The organism is Microbacterium sp. P5_B6 (genome assembly GCF_056400345.1).
In genome coordinates this window covers 217370-238023 of sequence record NZ_JBFULL010000002.1, presented here as the reverse complement: position 1 = coordinate 238023, position 20654 = coordinate 217370, and the positions used below count along the sequence as shown (strand labels likewise).

Genomic DNA, 20654 nt, shown 5'->3' with positions numbered 1-20654 from the left:
AGCGGCGATCAAGAGGGCGCGACCAGCGGTGCGTCGGGCGCGTCCTTGGCAGGTCCGACCCCCGTGGGCAGGCCCGCCTCGGGGTGGTTGACATCGAAGGCCGGCCGCTCGCTGCGGATTCGGGGGATCGACGTGAAGTTGTGCCGCGGCGGCGGGCAGGACGTGGCCCACTCCAGCGACCCGCCATAGCCCCAGGGATCGTTGATCGTGATCCGCGGCGCCTTGCGCGCGGTGACCCAGACGTTGAACAGGAACGGGATCATCGACGCGCCCAGCAGAAGGGCTCCGACTGTCGACACCTGGTTCTGCCAGGTGAAGCCGTCTGCGTCGGCGTAGTCCGCGTAGCGGCGTGGCATCCCGTCTACCCCCAGCCAGTGCTGCACGAGGAACGTCAGGTGGAAGCCGATGAACAGCATCCAGAAGTGGATGTAGCCGAGCCTTTCGTTCAGCATCCGACCCGTCCACTTGGGCCACCAGAAGTAGAAGCCGGCGAACATCGCGAAGACGACCGTGCCGAACACGACGTAGTGGAAGTGCGCGACCACGAAGTAGGTGTCGGAGATGTGGAAGTCGAGGGGCGGGGAGGCGAGGATCACGCCCGTCAGACCTCCGAAGACGAAGGTGACGAGAAAGCCCAGCGCCCACACCATCGGAGTCTCGAAGGTGACGGACCCACGCCACATCGTGCCGATCCAGTTGAAGATCTTCACCCCGGTGGGCACCGCGATGAGCATCGTCATGATCGCGAAGAACGGCAGCAGGACCGCACCCGTGACGTACATGTGGTGCGCCCACACCGCCACAGAGTACGCCGCGATCGCGATGGTGGCGTAGACCAGCGTCTTGTAGCCGAAGATCGGCTTGCGGCTGAAGACCGGGAAGACCTCCGACACGATGCCGAAGAACGGCAGCGCGATGATGTACACCTCGGGGTGCCCGAAGAACCAGAACAGGTGCTGCCACAGCAGCACTCCCCCGTTGTGCGGATCGTAGATGTGCGCTCCGAGCACGCGGTCGGCAGCGGCAGCCAGGAGGGCGGCGGCCAGCACCGGGAAGGCCAGGAGGACCAGGATGCTGGTGATCAGCGTGTTCCAGGTGAAGATCGGCATCCGCCACATCGTCATCCCCGGCGCACGCAGCGTGACGATCGTCGTGATGAAGTTGACAGCCCCCAGAATCGTGCCGAATCCGCTCATCGCGAGGCCGAGGAACCAGAGATCGCCTCCGACACCGGGATGGAACGTCTCGTTCGCGAGTGGCTGATAGGCCGTCCAGCCGAAGGCGGCCGAGCCCTCGGGTGTCAGGAAGCCGGCGACGGCGATCGTCGAGCCGAACAGGAACAGCCAGAACGAGAACGCGTTCAGCCGCGGGAACGCGACATCCGGCGCTCCGATCTGCAAGGGCATGATCGCGTTGGCGAAGCCGGCGAAGAGCGGCGTCGCGAACATGAGCAGCATGATCGTGCCGTGCATGGTGAAGAGCTGGTTGTACTGCTGCTTCGTCGGGACGATCTGCATGCCGGGCTGGAACAGCTCCGCGCGGATGATGAGCGCCATCACTCCGCCCAGCATGAAGAAGAGCACGGCGGCGATCAGGTAGAGGTATCCGATCGTCTTGTGGTCCGTGGAGGTGATCCAGCGGACGACGATGTTGCCCTTCTGGTCCACGCGCGTCCGGTGCAGCAGGGCAGCCTGGCGCGGCGGCATCGTCCTCGGACGTTCAGGATCCGAGACAGGGGGCGGCGCGCCGGTGTCGGCAGTCGACGTCACGGTCACGCTCCCGGGAAGTGATGGAACTCGGCTCTGCGCACGCCGGCGAGCGTCGCCCTCCAGGTGGTCCGTCGCCGGGGGTGCGCGACGAATCGGGTCCAGAATCGGTAGATCGCTGCGACCCTGACATCGGTGGGTGACATGCTCATCTGCGCTGCCCGCTTTCGACTCGTGACGAGTGGATGCCGGTATCGCATCGCGCGGGAGGATTTCGGTCACGGGGCTTGACGCCGGCCGATCGGGTGTGTTCGGGACGACGGTTCACCGCCTTGCACCGGGCGTGACGTTATCGTGTCGATATCCCCTCTCTCAGCGGCGCCCCGGCACCGCTTCGCCATCACAAGGAGCCACCCCGTCATGACCTACGTCGTGGATTTCACCACCGTCTCGACCGTCGGACTGGAGTCCTCCCCCGTGGCCGAGGCGCTCGCCGGCCTCCGCGCGAACGAGGCGCGCTACTTCAAGAACAAGTACGACCACGTCTTCACGGTCGAGTCTGCGGCGGACGCCCAGCCCACGATCGCGTGGGTGCACCGGATCCTCGAGGAGGAGCGCGGCCTCGTCATCTCCTCTCCCCCGCTCGAGGCGACGGCCTTCGAAGTGGACGGCATCCGCATGGCCTATGTGTTCTACGAGAGCGGCCTGTCGATCAACGTGATGTACACGATCGAAGACGGCGGCAAGCGTGCGGTCGGCTTCAAGCTCTCCGACGGGATGGAGGTGCCGGACGAGCTCTCCTCCTTCAAGTTCGCCCGCCAGAAGTCCAAGCTGGCCGGCACGATCCGCGGCTCCTACTTCGTGATCAAGGGCGAGCACTGACCGCAGCTCCCCCGCACGCGAAGCGGCCCCGACCCGGAGTCTCCACTCCGGATCGGGGCCGCTGTCGTGTTCTCAGTGGTTGGTGGCCTTCTCAGCGCCGAACCCGGTGAGCGAGCGCACGTCCATCTCGGCCGCACGCCGGGCGTTCTCCGAACCCGGGCGGGTGAGGACCGATCCGAGCCAGCCCAGGAAGAACCCGAGCGGGATCGACACGATGCCCGGGTTGTTGAGCGGCCAGATCGCGACGCCGACGTTCTTGAACACGCTCGTCTCGGTGCCCCAGAACACGGGCGAGAGCAGGATCAGGATGATCGCCGCGGCGAGTCCTCCGTACATGCTCCAGACCGCGCCGCGGGTCGTGAACCGGCGCCAGAACAGCGAATACAGGATCGTCGGCAGGTTCGCCGACGCCGCGACGGCGAAGGCGAGAGCGACGAGGAACGCGATGTTCTGACCCTGCACCGCGATTCCGCCGAGGATCGCGAGGATTCCGATCACGATGACCGTGCGGCGGGCCACCTTGACCTCGCCGTCCGGCGGCACGTTGCCCTTCTTCACGACGTTCGCGTAGATGTCGTGCGCGAACGAGGCCGCAGCGGTGATCGTGAGCCCGGCTACGACCGCGAGGATGGTGGCGAACGCGACGGCCGAGATGAAGCCGAGCAGGAGCGGCCCCCCGAGGGCGAGTGCGAGCAGCGGTGCGGCCGAGTTGACGCCACCGGGCGCCGCCTTGATGACATCGGGACCCACGAGGGCAGCTGCTCCGTAGCCGAGGACGAGCGTGAGCAGGTAGAAGAGCCCGATCAGCCAGATGGCCCAGACCACCGAGCGACGCGCCTCCTTGGCGGTGGGCACGGTGTAGAAGCGCATGAGCACGTGCGGGAGACCCGCGGTGCCGAGGACCAGGGCGATCGCCAGCGAGATGAAGTCCCACGGGTTCTTTCCGTACTGGAGGCCCGGGCCGAGGATGGCGTCCTTCGGGTCCGTCGTCGATGCCGCAACAGCACTCTCGAGCAGCGCGTTGAGGCTGAAGCCGTTGATGGCGAGCACCCACACCGTCATCACGATGGCACCGCCGATGAGCAGGAAGGCCTTGACGATCTGCACCCAGGTCGTGCCCTTCATCCCGCCCACGAGCACGTAGATGATCATGAGGATGCCGACGACCGCCACGACGAGGGTCTGACCCAGGCGGTCGTTGATGCCGAGCAGCAGCGACACCAGACCGCCGGCGCCTGCCATCTGCGCGAGCAGGTAGAAGAGGCAGACCGCGAGGGTCGTGATGGCGGCCGCCATCCGTACCGGCCCCTGCTTGAGACGGAACGAGAGCACGTCGGCCATCGTGAACTTGCCCGTGTTGCGCATGAGCTCGGCCACGAGCAGCAGTGCGACCAGCCACGCGACGAGGAATCCGATCGAGTAGAGGAAGCCGTCGTAGCCGTTGATGGCGATCGCGCCCGTGATGCCGAGGAAGGACGCCGCCGACAGATAGTCGCCCGAGATCGCGAACCCATTCTGGGGCCCGGTGAACGAGCGCCCCGCCGCGTAGTAGTCGGCGGCGGTCTTGTTGTTCCTGCTCGCCCGGATCACGATCAAGAGCGTCACGGCCACGAACGCCGCGAAGATCGAGATGTTCAGGACCGGATTGTTCTCGACCGTGGTCACCGTGCTGTGCACGACACCGAGGAATTCATTCACTTGCCGGCCTCCTTGCGCTCGAGGTCATCGCGGATCGCGGACGAGATCGGGTCGAGGCGATGATTGGCGTACCAGACGTACCACATGGTGATTCCGAAGGTCGTGACGAACTGTCCGAGACCCAGCAGCAGGCCGACGGTGATGTGGCCCCACACCGGCTGCGCCATGAACGCGGGGGCGAACGACGAGAGGAGCACATAGGCGAAGTACCAGAGGAGGAAGGCCACGGACAGTGGAAACACGAAGCGCCGGTGCTTCCGCTTGAGCTCGACGAACTGCGGGTCGCGCTCCTCGGCGATGTAGTCGATCCCGCCCGGTGGGACGGTCTCAGTGGATGAGTCGGTCATTCTTGTGGGCCTCCTTGCCTGTGAAGGGTGTCGCTCGCGGAGGGTGTCTCAGCGAGCCTGATGCCGTTTCGCGGTCGAGGTCCGGGGAGGCCTCGACAGCGTCCGAGCAGGATGCGGTCCTCGACGCTCCCGGTTTGGGAGCGGTGCCACGTGGGAGGCGACTTCTGTGTCAGCCCACGTACGGAAGACCCTAGGAAGGGAGGCCGGAGCGCGTTACCCCCGGAAGTAGGTAGTCGGCCATGACGCCTCTCGGCACCGCTCACTCATGCCGGGCATGGACCGCACCTATTCTGGAGACCGGTCCCCATCGGTCTGACCTGAAAGGCGCCGAGTGAACATCACCCAGTTGCAGCGGTTCGTCGCAGTTGCCGAGGAGCTGCACTTCCCGCGGGCGGCGGAGGCACTCGGCATCCCACTCGCCTCCCTCTACACGACCATCGACAAGCTCGAGGCCGAGATCGGGCATCCGCTGATCAGTCGTGGCGAGGGTCCGACTCGACTGACCAAGGCCGGATCCCTCCTGCTCGCCGATGCCAAGGAGGAGATCGCGGCAGCTCCGGCACCGGCCGAGAAGCCGAAGGCGCCCGGAGGGGGCAAGGCGAAGGCCTCGAAGGGCAAGGGGCGGGCACCCGTCGTCAAGGGGCAGCCGAAGCCCTACAAGAAGCGCCAGGGACGGTGAGCCGCCCTACAGCTCGCTGACCTGGCCTCCCTCAACGCGCCAGTGCCGGTCGGTCTGCACTGTGGCGAGCATCCGCCGATCGTGCGTCACCAGCAGCAGGGTGCCTTCGTAGGACTCGAGAGCCTGCTCGAGCTGCTCGATGGCCGGCAGGTCGAGGTGGTTGGTCGGCTCGTCGAGCACCAGCACGTTGACGCCGCGAGCCTGGAGCAGTGCCAGCCCGGCGCGCGTGCGCTCACCCGGCGAGAGCTCATCGACGGGACGGCTCACATGATCCGCCTTCAGCCCGAACTTCGCGAGCAGGGTGCGGACTTCACCGGAAGCCATCGACGGAACGAGTTCCTCGAAAGCCGCAGCGAGCGGCAGCGCTCCCGAGAGCAGAGAACGCGCCTGGTCGATCTCGCCGATCTGCACGCTGGTACCCAGGCTCGCCGTCCCCTCATCGGGAGACTGACGGCCGAGCACCGCACGCAGCAGGGTCGACTTTCCCGCGCCGTTGGGGCCGGTGATGCCGATGCGGTCGCCCGCGCTCACCTGCAGCGACACGGGCCCCAGAGTGAAGGATCCCTGCCGGAACACCGCGCGACTGAGGGTCGAGACCACCGAGCTCGAGCGAGGCGCCGTTCCGATCGTGAATTCGAGCTGCCACTCCTTGCGGGGCTCCTCCACCTCGTCGAGCCGAGCGATCCGGCTCTCCATCTGGCGCACCTTCTGGGCCTGCTTCTCGCTCGACTCCGCCGATGCCTTGCGCTTGATCTTGTCGTTGTCGGGCGCCTTCTTCATCGCGTTGCGCACGCCCTGGCTCGACCACTCACGCTGCACGCGCGCCCGCGACACGAGATCGGCCTTCTTGTCGGCGAACTCGTCGTACTTCTCCCGGGCGTGCCGGCGCAGAGTCGCCCGCTCCTCGAGGTAAGAGTCGTACCCGCCGCCGAAGACGCGGTTCGAGTTCTGTGCGAGGTCGAGTTCGAGCACGCGGGTCACGCAGCGCGCGAGGAACTCGCGATCGTGGCTGACCAGCACCACTCCGCCCCGGATGCCGCGCACGAAGCCCTCCAGCCGCTCCAACCCGTCGAGATCGAGGTCGTTCGTCGGCTCGTCGAGCAGCACGATGTCGAACCGTGACAGCAGCAGAGCGGCAAGCCCGACGCGGGCTGCCTGGCCGCCGGAGAGTGCGGTCATCAGGGCGTCCTCGACCGGCGCGCCGCCGAGGTCGAAGCCGAGGTCGGCGAGCACCACCGGCAGTCGCTCGTCGAGGTCGGCTGCTCCGCACGCCAGCCACCGGTCGAGCGCGGTGGAGTACACGTCGGCGGGGTCGGGGCCGTCGCTCGGCGGGGGGTCGCCGAGAGCGGATGCCGCGGCATCCATCTCCCTCGTCGCCTGGGCGCAGCCGGTCCGGCGCGCGATGTACTCGGCGACCGTCTCACCGGTGATGCGCTCGTGCTCTTGCGGAAGCCACCCGACGAACGCGTCGCTCGGCGCGAGCGTGATGGTGCCCCCCTGCGGCTCCTCCACTCCGGCGAGGAGCTTCAGCAGCGTGGACTTTCCCGCGCCGTTCGCTCCGACGACTCCGACCACATCGCCGGGGGCGACGGTGAGATCGAGCGAGTCGAAGAGGGTGCGATGGCCGTACCCGCCTGCCAGCCCCTGGGCCACGAGTGTTGCGGTCATCAGACAATCCTTTCACCGGCGTGGAGGCTTTCGCGCCGCGCGCGGCCTGCGGCATATGGACATCTCTCCCCCGCTCGCCGCCGCACCGCAAGCGGTTCTGACCACATCTGCTGGGGGGACTCCCGAAATACCTGGTGGCGATGTGGAAAACGGCAGCCGCATTTCGCGGAATCCCGATAGCGTTGCTCCACAGGGTCCGCGTGTCCCCGCACGCCCTGCCCCCGCCCGATCTGTCTTGCTCGCAGACCCGACCCGATCTTTCCCGACCGGAGCGCGTCGCCGAATCGACCGTCGTTTCGCGCGCTGATGCGCCCATCTCGACCCGCGAGTCGGTGTGCTCCGCACATTTTCAGCGCCTGTCCTCCGGATGCCTCGCTGCCCTCGCCGTTCACCTCTACCCAGAAGTTGCCGATGACTCACCTGATCGCCCTCGCCCTCGCCCTCGCCGATGAGCGTGTACGGCTGACGCGCTCGGGTCCCGGCTGCCACCCGGAAAGCGGCGCCATGCGCCGGCATCCGGCCCCCGACATGAGCCGCGTGGGGCGGCTCAGATGAAAGGAACAGCATGAAGCACACATGGAGGGCGCTCACCGGCGTCGCGGTCGCCGCGGCGCTGCTGACAGCGCCACTCGTGGCAGCGCCGGCGGCATTCGGAGCGACGAACGCTCTGCATGCCGCTGCCGCAACGGCCGCGGTCGACGACAACAAGAAGGTGGTGGTCTGCAAGTACGTCGTCACCCCCGGTGACGATGAGCTGCTGCAGACGGGCAACAACCCGATCGTGGTGAGCAAGAACACGCTCGGAAAGGAGTTCGCGGGCGTCTTCCCGTTCGCCTTCGCCGACGGCCAGGGCACCTCGGTCGCGATCGGCTGGGATGGCGCGGGCCTCGATATCTCGAACTGCCCCGGCGCCCCCGAGGAAGTGGAGGTCGCTGCCCCTGACTACACGCCCCCGACCTGTGATGCTGCCGGCGTTCTTGTCTACCCCGTGACCGCGGCCTACAGCTGGACGGTCACCTCGAACGAGGGCATGACGTATCTCGATGCAGTAGCCAAGGATGACTTCACGCTGACCGGAACGACTCACTTCGGGCCCTACGCGCTGACGCAGCTCGCGCCAACCGATCCGCGCTGCCTCGAAGTCGTGCCGTTGCCGGCGCTCTTCGACACCGGTCCTGTCCTGGCGACGTGCGACGAAGACGGTGCACTGCCTGTGCTGCCTGAGCTGGAGAACGTGACTCTCGCCTGGAATCGCGTGTTCGACGGCCCGGGCACCTACGTGCTGACCGCGACCGCGGTGGAGGGCTACACGTTCCCCGACGGCACGATCCAGAAGCAGCGTGACTTCGTCGTCGCCCCGGCCACCGGCGTCTACCAGTCCGAGGACCCGGAGGCCGACTGCTACCTGGAGGCCGAACCGGTCGCCGTCGTCCTCGCCACCCCGGAGATCAACGACCCCTGTGGCGTCGAGAACGACTTCGCGGATCTGCCCGAGGACACCACCGGGGTGACCTACTTCTGGCTCGATGAAGAGGACGACACCGAACTCGACGTCATCGCCGAGATCGCTCCGGGCTACTTCGTGGACGGAGAGCCCGAGGGCTGGGTCGCTATCGGGGAAGGCGGGGCCTACCTGTACGAGCAGGCCGACTTCACCGACGTGGCGTGCCCGGTCGTTCCGACCGTTGACCAGCCCGCACCGCCGGCCACCACACCGACCGGGAGCCTCGCCGTCACCGGCGGCCTCGTCGGCTGGGGTCCGCTCGGGGCAGGCATCGCTCTGCTGCTCGCGGGCGTGCTCGCCCTGATCTGGCGTCGCGTTCGCGCCTGATAGAGCACCAGCGTGGGGGCGGGGCTTCGGCCTCGCCCCCACTGCTTTCGACACCTACCGGCGGGGCTGATCCAGCCCGATCCGGATGCGGGTGCGCTTGCGTTCGATGATGATGAAGGCCATCCCGATGAGCCAGAGCGGCACCTGCATCAGGAATGCGATCCGAAACGCCTCGAGTGAGTAGGTGGACGGCGTCCCCGCTCCCTGGAGGTCGAGTGCGACGCCGATGAGGTAGATGGCGATCAGACCCGCCAGGAACCCGCCGCTGTTCGTGATTCCCGTTGCCGTGCTGAGACGGTGGCTGGGATTGTGCGTGCGGGCGTGGTCGAAGGCGATCATGGATGCCGGGCCCCCCGTCGAAAGGGCGATGGCCAGCGCGTAGAGCAGCCAGAGCGGGGCGGGTCCCGGCCACGCGATCACGACGATCCACACCAGCATCTGGAGCGCCACGGTCGGCAGCACGAGTGCGCGCGAGCGCATGTGCGGCAGACGGGTCGACAGCGCGCCCACGACTGGGCCGATGGCGATGCCCGAGAGCACCAGCGTCGTGGTGATGGCCGCGGCTTGCGTCCGCGTGAGCCCTTCGCCTTCCGTGAGGAACGGTATTCCCCACAGCATGATGAACGCCGTACCGGCGAACGGCGTGGTGAAGTGCGACCAGAACGCCAGTCGCGTGCCCGGGTGCGACCACGCGGCCCGGATGCCGACCCGATTGTCGATCGCGGATGTGACCACCCTGATCGCACCGGTGTCCGTGTCGACGGATACGTCCGACGTGCGGTCGGGAGGATGGTTGCGGATCACGCCGAACACCAGGACCGTGAACAGCAGACCCAGCCCTGCGAGACTTCCGAATGCGATCGACCACGTCGTCGCGTGCAGGAGCGCGGCGAGCGGAATGATCGCGATGATCTGACCCAGCTGCCCGAAGATCCCCGTGAGCTGAACCATCACGGGTGCCCGCTGGGCGGGGAACCAGGTCGAGATCAGGCGGAGCACGCCCGGGAACACCGCCGCGTCTCCCGCTCCCAGCAGCATGCGGGCGACGATCGCGATGCCCACGTTCGGCGAGAAGGCCATCACCAGCTGGCCGATCGCCATGAGCAGCATCCCGACCGCCATGATGGGTCGCGACCCGAACCGGTCGAGCAGCACTCCCACGGGAATCTGCATGAACCCGTAGACGCCGAGCTGCATCACCGCGAACAGCGACAGGGTCGAGGCATCGACCTGGAATCGGTCGGCGGTATCCACTCCCACCGCCGCCAGCGACGTGCGGTTGGTGACCGCGAGCACATACCCGGCGACGCCGACTCCCCAGATCAGCCATGCACGCCATGACGGCATGGCGCGCAGGGGAAGTGTCACGGTGATCCGACGTCGAGGGGCGGGGCTGCGTCCAGGCTATCCGTCCTGGAGAGGACCGTCTTGACCATGTGCCCGGAGAGCGGCCCGCGCGGATGCGGACCATCTGTCGCCCGGTATCAGCGCCTGGCTTCCCGCACCGCCTCGGCCACGAGGTTCGCGCTCGTGACGTCGTGGCCGCTCGCACCGCCGCCTGGGCCGGACGGAGCATCTGCTCCTGAGCGTTCACGCGCGGAGAGATGCACGGCGTCCACGCCGGCGGCGAAGAGGGCCGGGATATCCGCGGCGGTCACGCCTCCCCCTGCCATGACCTCGATTCGTCCGGCCGAAGCCGCGGCGAACTCCGAAAGGAGAGCGATGCCGTCGATGCTGCGGGGGGCGCCCCCCGACGTGAGCACGCGATCCACCCCCTCCTCGATCAGAGCGTCGAACACCGCTCGCGGATCGGCGCTCGCGTCGATCGCGCGATGGAAGACGATGGTCGCGCCGCCGGCGGCATCCCTCCAGCGGCGCATCGTGTCGCGATCGAGCAGACCGTCGTGGGTGAGTGCACCGACCACAACCCCCCCGGCGGCGCGCTCCACGCAGGCGCGGATATCCGCCTCGACGACAGCGACCTCCTCGGGGGAGTACACGAAGCCACCGGCGCGAGGACGGACGAGGACGTTCACGAGCAGCGGGTCCACCGCGGCGAGTGCCGACTCGAGGATGCCGAGCGATGGAGTGAGCCCTCCGGCTTCCAGCGCCTGGCACAGTTCGAGCCTGGCGGCCCCGGCGTCGAGCGCAGCACGCGCACCTGCGGCATCCTGAACCGCGATCTCGACGGCGGGGCCTCCCACGGTCACTTCGAGAATTCGATCTGCGCGTTCTCGTTGTTGAGCACGATCACCGGCGTGATCGCCGGATGTCCGGCCGCGGTGATCTTCTGGAGGTCGAACTCCACCAGTCGGGTTCCCGCGGTGACGCGGTCTCCCTTTGCCACCAGTGTGCGGAACCCGTCACCCTTCATCTGGACCGTATCGATACCGACGTGGATGAGCAGTTCCGTCCCGTCGTCGAGCACCAGCGCGATGGCATGGCTCGTTTCGAAGATGGCACCCACGGTGCAGTCGGCGGGCGCCACGATGGTGTTGCCGGTGGGTTCGATGGCGACACCAGGCCCCATGATCTGCTCTGCGAAGGTGGGGTCCGGAACGGAGCTCAGCGGCACCACTCTGCCCTCGACGGGCTGACGGAGCATGAGCGTGGTCCGAGTCATCGTCGCGGTGGCCGTCTCTGTGACCTGCGCGCGCTCTGGTTCGACGGTGTCCATGACGACCTCGCCCGACATCACGCGCTCCATCGCATCCTTCACGAACTGCACGTTCGTGCCGTAGATCACCTGCACGGAGTGGCCGCCTGTCTTCATCGTGCCCGCCGCGCCTGCGCGCTTGAGGGCGACGTCGTCGACCTGCGACACATCGGCGATCTCCATGCGCAGCCGTGTCGCGCAGTTGTCGAGGTCGGTGATGTTCGCCTTGCCGCCCAGCGCATCGATGAAGCGCACCGCGGTCATGTTGTAGGCGTCGTCCTTCGAGTGCGTGTCGTACTCCGTACCCTCACCGAGGATGTCGTCGTCCTCGCGACCAGGGGTCTTGAGGTTGAACCGCTTGATGAAGAAGTAGAAGACGCCGAAGTAGACGAAGAACCAGAAGACGCCCATGATCGGGATGATCCAGGGGTTCTGCGCCATCGGATTCTGCCAGTTGAGGACGAGGTCGACGAAGCCGGCCGAGAATCCGAAGCCCATCCTCACCGGGAGTATCTGACTGATCGCCATCGAGATGCCCGTGAACAGCGCGTGCACGAGGTACAGCACCGGTGCGAGGAACATGAACGAGAACTCGAGCGGCTCAGTCACGCCGACGAAGAACGACGAGACGGCGCCGGCGAAGAGGATGCCGTACGCGAGCTTCTTCCGCGTGGTCTTCGCGGTGAGATACATCGCGAGCGCAGCGCCCGGGAGACCGAACATCATGATCGGGAAGTAGCCGGTCATGTACTGACCCGTCACGCCGTACGTGCCTTCGCCCGAGAGGAAGTTGTTGAGGTCGTTGATGCCGGCGACATCGAACCAGAACACCGAGTTGAGCGCGTGGTGCAGGCCAACCGGGATCAGCAGCCGGTTCAGGAAGCCGTAGATGCCGGTGCCGAAGGGGCCGAGTGTGACGATGAACTCGCCGAAGGTGACCAGTCCGCCGTACACCCACGGCCAGATGAAGTAGAGCCCGATGGCGACGACGAGCGAGATACCGGCCGTGACGATCGCCACAGAGCGCTTGCCCGAGAAGAACGACAGCGCATCCGGCAGCTTGGTGTCCTTGAAGCGGTTGTAGCAGAACGCGCCGATCAGACCGCAGATGATGCCGATGAAGACGTTCTGCACCTTGAGGAAGGCCGGGTCGACCTCGTTCACGTCGGCGATTCCGGTGTAGAGGGCGACGGTCTCGGGCTTCAGCAGCGTGGTCACCACGAGCCACGACACGAGGCCCGCCAAGGCCGAGGTGCCATCGGACTTTCGCGCCATTCCGATCGCGATGCCGACGGCGAACAGCAGTGCCATGTTGTCGAGCAGCGCTCCGCCGGCGGCGCCGAGGAACGCCGAGAAGATGTTGGGGCTCGCGCCGCCGTCGCTGATCCACCAGCTGATGCCGGACAGGATCGCCGCGACCGGCAGCACGGCGACCGGAAGCATGATCGACTTGCCGAGTCGTTGAAGGAATTGCATGCTGTTTCTCCTCCTTGAGAAAGCGGGCGTCAGAGCCCTTGCCAGGCCGGCTTGTTGTCGTAGGCGTATCGGTAGTAGTCCAGGTGCTGCAACCTCGATGCCGCGGCCTCGTCGACGACCACGGTCACGTGCGGATGCAGCTGGATCGCGGAGCCGGGAAGCGATGAGGTGACGGGACCCTCGACGGCGCCGGCGACGGCATCCGCCTTCCCCTCACCGAACGCGAGCAGCACGAGGTGCCGGGCACGCAGGATGGTGCCCAGGCCCTGGGTGACGCAGTGCATCGGGACTTGGTCGATCGAATCGAAGAAGCGCGCGTTATCGCTCCGGGTCTGGGCGGTCAGGGTCTTCACGCGGGTCTGAGATGCGAAGGACGAGCCCGGCTCGTTGAATCCGATGTGGCCGCCGGTGCCGATGCCGAGGATCTGCAGCTCCACCCCGCCGGCATCGCGGATCGCGGCTTCGTAATCGTCACCGGCGTGTTCGATCCCCTCAGGAGAGCCGTTCGGGGTGTGGATCAGCTCGGGGGTGAGGCCGAGGGGCTCCACCACCTCACGCGTGATCACGTTGCGGTAGGTCTCCGGATGCCGAGGGTCGAGGCCCACATACTCGTCCAGCGCGAATCCCCGCACCCGCGAGACATCGACCCCTTGCAGGCGCGATGGGAGCGCCTCGTACACGGGGGTGGGTGTCGAGCCTGTCGCGAGCCCGAGTACCACGTCGGGCTGACGACGGATGAGGGCGGCGATCTCGTCGGCGACCAGGGCGCCGGCAGCCGCCTTGGAGTCCACGACCACGATCTCAGCCAACGAGCACCTCGTCTCTGCGGCGTCAGAGCCGCGATCGGCCCCCACGTTAGTGGCTTCCTCGCTCGCGCACCACCACCTGATCCGGGTGGGTCGCGTCAGCGCACGCGACGGCCTTGCGCGAGCTCGACGAGCGGCGACATCACGTCGCCGGCGCGCAGGCCGTTGTGCTCGTGCTCGCCGGTGATCCAGGGCCTCACTCCGGGCAGGAGAGCCGCCGTCTCCATGGCGAACTCGAAGGGCACGAAGACGTCGTTGACGTAGACGGCGCTCGCGCCGCGCGCACCGGATGCCGCGATCGCCGCTTCGTCACAGCGCCGCGGTGACTCGTCGTCAGCCAGCGAGCGCGACACTCGCCCGGGCGACAGCCCCGGCACGGCGCCTTCAGTCATCGATGGGCGACAGCAGCGCGGCAGCGAGCTCCGGGCTGAGTCCAGGGACGTCCTCCACGGGCACGGCAAGCGCCTGGAGCGTTCGACTGAAGTAGTTCCGGATGCCCGCGGCGAGCGCGATGTCGACGATCTGCCGGTCGGTGAAGCCGTTGTCGCGCAGTGACTGAGAGTCGCTGTCGGTCATCGCCGCGGCATCCGTCGACAGCTTCTCGGCGAAGCGCATGACGGCGACATCCGCTTCACTCAAGTCCGCCGTCTCGTAGTCCCTCGCAACCCGTTCGAGCTGCTCTTCGGTGAGGGCGTTCGCGCGAAGCGTCTTGCGCCCATGTGCGAGCAGGCAGTGCGGTGAGGGGATCACACGTGCGGCAGCGAGGGTGGCGAGCTCGAAGGTGCGCACGCCGATCGAAGGCACGATCGCGCGGACGAGGGCTTCGAACGCCTGATGCGCCTCCGGATTCATCGCCATCATCTGGGTGTGGCTGAAGACGAATCCGTTGTCGCGCAGATCGCTCTCGTACATCACGGCGGCGTGACCTTCCGCTTCATCGAGGGTGGGCGGGATGACGATCATGATGGCCCCCTTAGCCGGCCGGCAGATGGAGTCGGCCTCTTGATGTCCAGCGTGGCACGCGTCCCGTCGTCTATTCCTCCCGCAGCAGCGCGGCACTCATCATCCGCGTCGTCATCACGACGTACGCCTCCACGTCCCAACCGGCGTACGACACCAGGCGTTCGTAGAACTCCGCCGAGAAGATGAGCAGCACATCCCGAGCCTGCTCGACGGGCAGATCGGGTCGCAGATGGCCCCCGGCCTCCAGGGCCCGGGCATTGTGCAGCATCCGCTCGCCCCGGCCCTTCTCGATCTCGGCCAGAAGACCCGCCGCCTCGGGATCGACCTGGGCCGCCGACCGAACGAGTGCCAGTACCCGGCTGCCACGGGGAGCAACCTCCAGACCGAGGCGCAGCCAGCCCTCGATGATGGCGCGTCCGCTGTGCGCGGTTGTCGACAGGACATCGGCCCGCTCTTCAGCGTGGTCTGGTCCCGTGCCCGCGAGTGCGTCATGCCAGATCGCTCGGACGAGTCCGGCCTTGCCGCCGAAGGACTTGTAGATCATCTCCGACGACACCCCGGCCTGGGTGGCGACGGCGTCCACCGTGGTCCGCGCGAACCCCTGTGCCTGGAACAGCGCGGCCGCCTCTTCCACGACGCGCGCCCGGCGTTCGCCCGCCTGCCTTCGGCGGTCGGTCGTGTCGTAGGTCCTCCTCTTGACAGGCCGGTCGGACACGAGGATTCTCCTTATCAGATACAGCTCACTGTATCGAATAACTGAGGTTACGGCATCCGATCGGAAAGGCACGGACGATGGTCACCGAAGCTGCACCGGAGCGCTCCCCGGCTGAGGTCGTGCAGAGCCTGCACCGCGCCACCAACCGCCACGATCTCGACGGGATCGTCGCCCACTTCGCGCGCGATTATGCGCTCGAGGATCCGACGCGGCCGGATCGCAGCTTCCGCGGCTCGGATCAGGTGCGCCGCAACTGGACGGGCATCCTCGCAGGCATGCCTGATCTCGTGCTCGAGGAACGAGGGCTGGTGGTGGATGGGCCCATGGCGTGGACCGAGATCGCGCTCCGCGGGCACGGAGCCGACGGGTCTGAGCGGGTGCTGCGGGGCGTGATGATCTTCCGTGTCGTCGCCGGCCTCATCGAAAGGGGCACGTTCTACCTCGCACCGGTCGTCCGAGACGGCATCGACGCCGATGCGGCCGTCCGGACCGTCGGTTCGCCACCCCGCTCATGATCCTCGTCGTCGGCGGAACCGGTCGCCTCGGGCGACTCGTGGTCGGGCAACTCGCCGCGCGGCACACGGTGCGCGTGCTCGCACGACACGCGATGGCCTCCGCTCACCTCCTGCCGGCAACGGTGGAGCTCGTCGATGGCGACATCCGGGATCCCGCCACGGTCATCGCGGCTGCGCAGGGCGCCTCATGCATCGTGATCGCCTCTCACGGTGTCGAGAGCCGTGAGCCCAAGGGCCTGAGGACGGTCGACGAGCTCGGCAGCCGGGCCGTCGCCGCTGCCGCTCGACAAGCAGGCTGCGCCGTCGTGCTGGTGTCGATCGTCGGCGCCGCGTCGGATGCCGCCCTGCCGCTTGCTCGCTCGAAGTGGGGGGCCGAGAACGTGATCCGGGAGTCTGGAGCTCGGTACACGATCGTGCGGGCCTCTGCGTTCGCGCAGACCTGGGCGATGATCCTCACACAATCCGCCGGCCGTTCGGGTCGGCCGGCCATCATCGGCTCCGGTGCTGCGCTTCATCGGTTCGTCGATGTGAGGGATGTCGCGGCCGTCGTCGCGCGAGCTGCCACCGACGAGTCGCTTCGAGGGCGGATGCTTGAGGTGCGGGGACCGGCAGAGCTGAGCATCTCCCACCTCGCCGCGATGGTCCAGCAGGCCAATTCATGGAGCGGACCGCCGCGCCACGTTCCGCTGCCGTTGGCCCGGATGGTCGCGCTGTGCCTCTCGCCGTTCCGCGCCGACCTCGCCCGGATGGCCTCGATTGCCATCTCGATGAACCATCCGGAGCCCGTCGACGCCCGCGGCGGGGATGTGCCGTCGTGGCTCGTGGCGCGAGCGATCAGCTCCGAGACGATAGGCGGGGGATCAGCGGTACTTCCCTCGCACGCGCGCACGGCGGCACCGACTCACCGGTCGGCAGACCGGCGGGCCTAGACGTACGCTGCCCCGCGTCTCAAACGGCGCGAAACCCCGTCAGTGCCCGCGGAGGTCTCAACCACCATGGAGAATGCGGGTCAGACGTTGAACCTGAACTCGACGACATCCCCGTCCTGCATGACGTACTCCTTGCCCTCGAGACGCGCCTTGCCGCGGTGACGCGCTTCGAGGACGGAGCCGGCATCCACCAGGTCGTGGAACGAGATGACCTCGGCCTTGATGAAGCCCTTCTCGAAGTCCGTGTGGATCACGCCGGCCGCCTGCGGGGCCTTCCAGCCCTTGCCGATCGTCCACGCGCGCGCCTCTTTCGGGCCGGCCGTCAGGTAGGTCTGAAGCCCGAGCGTGTCGAAGCCGATGCGGGCGAGCTGGTTGAGGCCTGACTCCTCCTGTCCGGTTGACGCGAGCAGCTCCGCGGCGTCCTCCGGATCCAGGTCGATGAGCTCCGACTCGATCTTGGCGTCGAGGAACACGGCGTGAGCCGGAGCGACGAGAGCCTCGAGAGCATCCTTGGCAGCAGCATCCGTCAACACCGCCTCATCCACGTTGAAGACGTAGATGTAGGGCTTCGCGGTCAGGAGGCCGAGCTCCTTGATCGCCGCCAGATCGATACCGGAGTGCGACAGCAGGATGCCGCGCTCCAGCGCGTCCTTCGCGGCGACCGCCGCATCGAGCACCGAGGCATCCGATCGCTTGGTCTTGACTTCCTTCTCGATGCGCGGGATCGCCTTCTCGAGGGTCTGGAGGTCGGCGAGCTGCAGTTCGGCGTTGATCGTCTCGAGGTCGTTCTTCGGGTTCACGCCGCCCTCGACGTGGACGACGTCGTCGTCGGTGAACCCACGCACGACCTGCGCAATGGCGTCCGCCTCACGGATGTTGGCGAGGAACTGGTTGCCGAGACCCTCCCCTTCGGAGGCGCCGCGCACGATGCCGGCGATGTCGACGAACGACACGGTCGCGGGCAGAATGCGCTCCGAGTGGAAGACCTCCGCGAGCTTCTCGAGACGCGGATCCGGAAGGCTCACGACCCCGACGTTCGGCTCGATCGTCGCGAACGGGTAGTTCGCCGCGAGGACGTCGTTCTTGGTCAGCGCATTGAACAGGGTGGACTTGCCGACGTTGGGCAGGCCGACGATGCCGATAGTGAGAGCCACGGGCATCCATCCTAGTTCGGGACGGATGCCGCTCCCGGGCGGCGAGCACTCTCAGGGCGCTCCGGGTCGACAGCTCGCCGATGGAGCGGATGCCCGGGGCCATCGCGATCGTCGGCCCCGGGGCGCTGTGACCCCGGGGCCGAATCCTCACGCGAGCCGCGTCATCCGCCGACAGCCGTCAACGCGTTCACCTGCCCGCGTCCGTTGAACCCGTTCGAACCGAGCCCACCCTGGCACACCTGGGGTGCATCATTGTCGAGCGCCGGGAAGAGGTCGTACACCGACATGTCGGTGGGGCAGCCGATGGGGTCGGCCTGCTGCTGCAGCAGGGCCGCCACCTTCTGCGGGCTGGTGACGCCGGTGCTCGCAATGAGAGCGGCGACACCCGCGGCATGCGGCGAGGCCATCGAGGTGCCCTGCGCCCAGCAGTATCCCGGCTCACCGGCGAGCGGCACGGCACACGGCAGGGTCACCGGCCAGGTCGAGAGCACACGGCCGTTGCCGGTCGCCGCCGGGATCTGGAAGCGTCGGTCGCCACCCGGAGCGACGACGTCGGTCACCCCGACGCCGTAGCTCGAGTAGTAGGACTTGAAGCCCAGGCTGCCGTTCGCGCTGACACCGATGACACCGGGGACCTCGACCGGGACGACAGCGCACGCGTTGGAGATCTCACGCGTCACGGCGGTCGTGTTGTCGGGGCTGGTGATGTCCTGGGTCGGGTGCGCGAGGTCATCGGACTGGTTGCCCATGGCGGCCACGACGACGACGCCCTGCTTCTGCGCGAACGCGATGGCTCGGCGCTCGGCCTCCCAGATCGACCGCTGCTCGGGGTCGTTCTTGCAGTTGAAGAGCCACGGATCCGCGAAATAGCTGTTGTTCGTCACCTGGATGCCGTGCGTTGCCGCCCACATGAAGGAGCAGACAACGGCCTCGGGGTAGAAGAACCCGTCCGCGTCGCCCGCCTTGATTCCGGCGACCTTCACGCCAGGTGCCACGCCCACAATGCCTGCGCCCGTGTCGGCCGCGGCGATCGAGCCGGCGGTGTGCGTGCCGTGGCCGTTGTCATCCATCCAGGCGGCCGGGTCGGGGTTGGGCACGCCGCCCACGCACGACGCGCTGCGACTGAAGTCGACGTTCGGCGCGAGGTTGGGGTGGGACCAGTCCAGGCCGGTGTCGATGTCGCCGACGACGACGCTCGCGCTGCCGGGGTTGATCGCGTGCGCCTCGGGCGCGCCGATCTGATCCATGTCCCACTGCAGGCCGGTGAGGTCGTTGGTCGTGTAGGCGTCGATGGCGCTGATGGAAGCTGCGGCATCCGTCTCTTCATCCAACTGCACGCCGAGACCGGCGGTGGCGGCGGCACCCGAGACGCTGCTGTCGAGCGCCCGCAGAGCCGACCCGAAGCCGGCGCGGTCGGAGCGGACGACCGCGACCCCGATCTGCGGGAATGTGCTGACGACCGTGCCGCCGGCAGTCGCGACGGCGCCGAGCGACGACGACGAGATGCTCGTGCCCTTGTAGAGCACGAGATAGGTCTGCTGACCGGTCGACACCGCTGTCGGCGCTGCTGCGACCGCTGCCGTCTGCGCGGCCATGGCGGGCGGCCCCGCCAGACACAGTCCCGCGACGAGCAATGCGCCGAGCGGCGCGATAAGTCTCTTCAGAGTTGGCATGAGTGGATGCTCCATCCTGACTTCGGCGCAGCCTCGCACGATCGCGCAGCACCACGCCGTGTTCCTGCCTCGGCATCATCGCCGAGGCGCGACCGACCCGGGGTCGCCGGTTCGGGTCCGCGCTGATGACGCTAGTCCCGGGCCCTATCCACAACAAGAGGGTGCGGGACGGACGTCCGGACACGAGCTCGGCGAGACAGGACGACGCCGTGCGTGACGGATGCCTCGTCGCCTCGGCGCGCCTTCGATCAGGTCGGCGGAGGCCGGGTGAGGCTGGCGAAGTGCCCCTCGACTTCACCGCGATCGACTTCGAGACCGCGAACTCGAGCAGCGCATCGGCCTGTGCCGTCGGTCTCGCCCGGGTCCGCGACGGGGTCGTCGTTCAGACCGCGGGATGGCTCATTCAGCCGCCCGCCGGCCACGATCGATTCTTCGATGTCAACACCCGCATCCACGGCATCCGGCAAGAGGATGTCCGCGACGCCAAAGGGTGGAGCGCGCAGTTCGATGAGCTCGCGGCCTTCATCGGAGACGACGTGCTCGTCGCGCACAATGCCGGCTTCGACGTCAGCGTGCTGCGCCGCGCGTGCGAAGCAACCGACGACATCTGTCCGTCGTACCGCTACGTGTGCAGCCTCCAGGTGGCACGCCGCGTCTACCAGCTCGACTCCTACCGGCTTCCCTCGGTGGCTGCGGTCGCCGGCTTCATGGACTTCGCGCACCACGACGCCGCCGCGGATGCGCTCGCGTGCGCCCACATCATGATCGACGTGGGCATGCGCACGGGAGCGAGAGACATCTACGGGGTCATGCACTCTGTCGGCCTCCGCATCTCTCAGATCCCCGCGCCTGTGCAGGCGCCCGCACCCATGCTCGATCTCGCGGAGTTCTCGGCCGCGTTCTAACGTTCCGCGCACGAGGCATCCTGGCCCCCATCGATAACACGCGCGTGGGAT

At 67.4% G+C, this 20654-nt stretch carries 20 protein-coding genes; 7 read left to right on the top strand and 13 right to left on the bottom strand.

What is annotated here, in order from left to right; genetic code table 11:
- Positions 1–8 precede the first annotated feature (8 nt).
- A complete protein-coding gene (ctaD, locus tag AC1DP3_RS02815) occupies positions 9–1706 on the bottom strand; it encodes an aa3-type cytochrome oxidase subunit I (RefSeq protein WP_477291072.1) in 1698 nt (565 codons plus the stop codon).
- 420 nt (positions 1707–2126) lie between these two features.
- Between ctaD and AC1DP3_RS02810 the strand changes: the two genes are divergently transcribed.
- The gene (locus tag AC1DP3_RS02810; RefSeq protein WP_477291070.1) at positions 2127–2588 is read left to right on the top strand and encodes a phage tail protein; all 462 of its coding nucleotides are present in this window, start codon (positions 2127–2129) and stop codon (positions 2586–2588) included.
- A gap of 72 nt (positions 2589–2660) precedes the next feature.
- Here the strand turns inward: AC1DP3_RS02810 and AC1DP3_RS02805 are convergent, their stop codons facing one another.
- The gene (locus tag AC1DP3_RS02805) at positions 2661–4286 is read right to left on the bottom strand and encodes a solute symporter family protein (protein ID WP_477291068.1); all 1626 of its coding nucleotides are present in this window, start codon (positions 4284–4286) and stop codon (positions 2661–2663) included.
- Positions 4283–4633, bottom strand: a complete 351-nt coding sequence (locus AC1DP3_RS02800) for a DUF485 domain-containing protein (RefSeq protein WP_477291066.1) — start codon at positions 4631–4633, stop codon at positions 4283–4285. Before AC1DP3_RS02800 ends, AC1DP3_RS02805 begins: the two co-directional genes overlap by 4 nt.
- 331 nt (positions 4634–4964) lie before the next feature.
- Here AC1DP3_RS02800 and AC1DP3_RS02795 point away from each other — a divergent pair, with 331 nt between their 5' ends.
- Positions 4965–5312, top strand: a complete 348-nt coding sequence (locus AC1DP3_RS02795; protein WP_477291065.1) for a LysR family transcriptional regulator — start codon at positions 4965–4967, stop codon at positions 5310–5312.
- A 6-nt stretch (positions 5313–5318) separates the two neighbouring features.
- On the opposite strand, the gene AC1DP3_RS02790 is transcribed toward AC1DP3_RS02795, so the two are convergent.
- Positions 5319–6980: an ABC-F family ATP-binding cassette domain-containing protein gene (locus AC1DP3_RS02790; protein ID WP_477291063.1), complete on the bottom strand. Its 1662-nt coding sequence runs from the start codon at positions 6978–6980 to the stop codon at positions 5319–5321.
- A 411-nt stretch (positions 6981–7391) separates the two neighbouring features.
- Here AC1DP3_RS02790 and AC1DP3_RS02785 point away from each other — a divergent pair, with 411 nt between their 5' ends.
- Together AC1DP3_RS02785 and AC1DP3_RS02780 are read left to right on the top strand one after the other, a co-directional pair.
- The gene (locus tag AC1DP3_RS02785) at positions 7392–7535 is read left to right on the top strand and encodes a hypothetical protein (protein WP_477291061.1); all 144 of its coding nucleotides are present in this window, start codon (positions 7392–7394) and stop codon (positions 7533–7535) included.
- A 10-nt stretch (positions 7536–7545) separates the two neighbouring features.
- Complete coding sequence (locus AC1DP3_RS02780) at positions 7546–8811, top strand: hypothetical protein (RefSeq protein WP_477291059.1); 1266 nt, start codon at positions 7546–7548, stop codon at positions 8809–8811.
- 54 nt (positions 8812–8865) lie between these two features.
- Here the strand turns inward: AC1DP3_RS02780 and AC1DP3_RS02775 are convergent, their stop codons facing one another.
- The 7 genes from AC1DP3_RS02775 to AC1DP3_RS02745 all read right to left on the bottom strand — a co-directional run bounded on the left by AC1DP3_RS02775 (position 8866) and on the right by AC1DP3_RS02745 (position 15427).
- Positions 8866–10158 (bottom strand): MFS transporter, encoded by a 1293-nt coding sequence (locus AC1DP3_RS02775; protein ID WP_477291861.1) that lies wholly within the window; start codon positions 10156–10158, stop codon positions 8866–8868.
- A 137-nt stretch (positions 10159–10295) separates the two neighbouring features.
- Positions 10296–11021: a copper homeostasis protein CutC gene (locus AC1DP3_RS02770; RefSeq protein ID WP_477291057.1), complete on the bottom strand. Its 726-nt coding sequence runs from the start codon at positions 11019–11021 to the stop codon at positions 10296–10298.
- Positions 11018–12943 carry an N-acetylglucosamine-specific PTS transporter subunit IIBC gene (nagE, locus tag AC1DP3_RS02765; RefSeq protein ID WP_477291055.1) on the bottom strand — a complete coding sequence of 642 codons (1926 nt, stop codon included), beginning with the start codon at positions 12941–12943 and terminating at the stop codon, positions 11018–11020. Before nagE ends, AC1DP3_RS02770 begins: the two co-directional genes overlap by 4 nt.
- A gap of 29 nt (positions 12944–12972) precedes the next feature.
- Complete coding sequence (locus tag AC1DP3_RS02760; protein ID WP_477291053.1) at positions 12973–13752, bottom strand: glucosamine-6-phosphate deaminase; 780 nt, start codon at positions 13750–13752, stop codon at positions 12973–12975.
- Positions 13753–13847: 95 nt separating this feature from the next.
- A complete protein-coding gene (locus AC1DP3_RS02755) occupies positions 13848–14141 on the bottom strand; it encodes a hypothetical protein (RefSeq protein ID WP_477291051.1) in 294 nt (97 codons plus the stop codon).
- Entirely contained in the window at positions 14134–14712 is a 579-nt protein-coding gene (locus AC1DP3_RS02750) for a carboxymuconolactone decarboxylase family protein (protein ID WP_477291049.1), read from the bottom strand. The genes AC1DP3_RS02755 and AC1DP3_RS02750 overlap by 8 nt, the downstream gene beginning before the upstream one ends.
- A gap of 70 nt (positions 14713–14782) precedes the next feature.
- Positions 14783–15427, bottom strand: a complete 645-nt coding sequence (locus AC1DP3_RS02745) for a TetR/AcrR family transcriptional regulator (RefSeq protein WP_477291047.1) — start codon at positions 15425–15427, stop codon at positions 14783–14785.
- A gap of 77 nt (positions 15428–15504) precedes the next feature.
- On the opposite strand from AC1DP3_RS02745, the gene AC1DP3_RS02740 reads away from it, so the two are divergent.
- Positions 15505–15942, top strand: a complete 438-nt coding sequence (locus tag AC1DP3_RS02740; RefSeq protein WP_477291045.1) for a nuclear transport factor 2 family protein — start codon at positions 15505–15507, stop codon at positions 15940–15942.
- The gene (locus AC1DP3_RS02735; RefSeq protein WP_477291043.1) at positions 15939–16871 is read left to right on the top strand and encodes an SDR family oxidoreductase; all 933 of its coding nucleotides are present in this window, start codon (positions 15939–15941) and stop codon (positions 16869–16871) included. Before AC1DP3_RS02740 ends, AC1DP3_RS02735 begins: the two co-directional genes overlap by 4 nt.
- A gap of 80 nt (positions 16872–16951) precedes the next feature.
- Here the strand turns inward: AC1DP3_RS02735 and ychF are convergent, their stop codons facing one another.
- Positions 16952–18025 (bottom strand): redox-regulated ATPase YchF, encoded by a 1074-nt coding sequence (ychF, locus tag AC1DP3_RS02730; protein ID WP_477291041.1) that lies wholly within the window; start codon positions 18023–18025, stop codon positions 16952–16954.
- Between the two features lie 161 nt (positions 18026–18186).
- The gene (locus AC1DP3_RS02725) at positions 18187–19698 is read right to left on the bottom strand and encodes a S8 family serine peptidase (protein WP_477291039.1); all 1512 of its coding nucleotides are present in this window, start codon (positions 19696–19698) and stop codon (positions 18187–18189) included.
- Positions 19699–19979: 281 nt separating this feature from the next.
- On the opposite strand from AC1DP3_RS02725, the gene AC1DP3_RS02720 reads away from it, so the two are divergent.
- Positions 19980–20603: an exonuclease domain-containing protein gene (locus AC1DP3_RS02720; RefSeq protein ID WP_477291038.1), complete on the top strand. Its 624-nt coding sequence runs from the start codon at positions 19980–19982 to the stop codon at positions 20601–20603.
- Positions 20604–20654 lie beyond the last annotated feature (51 nt).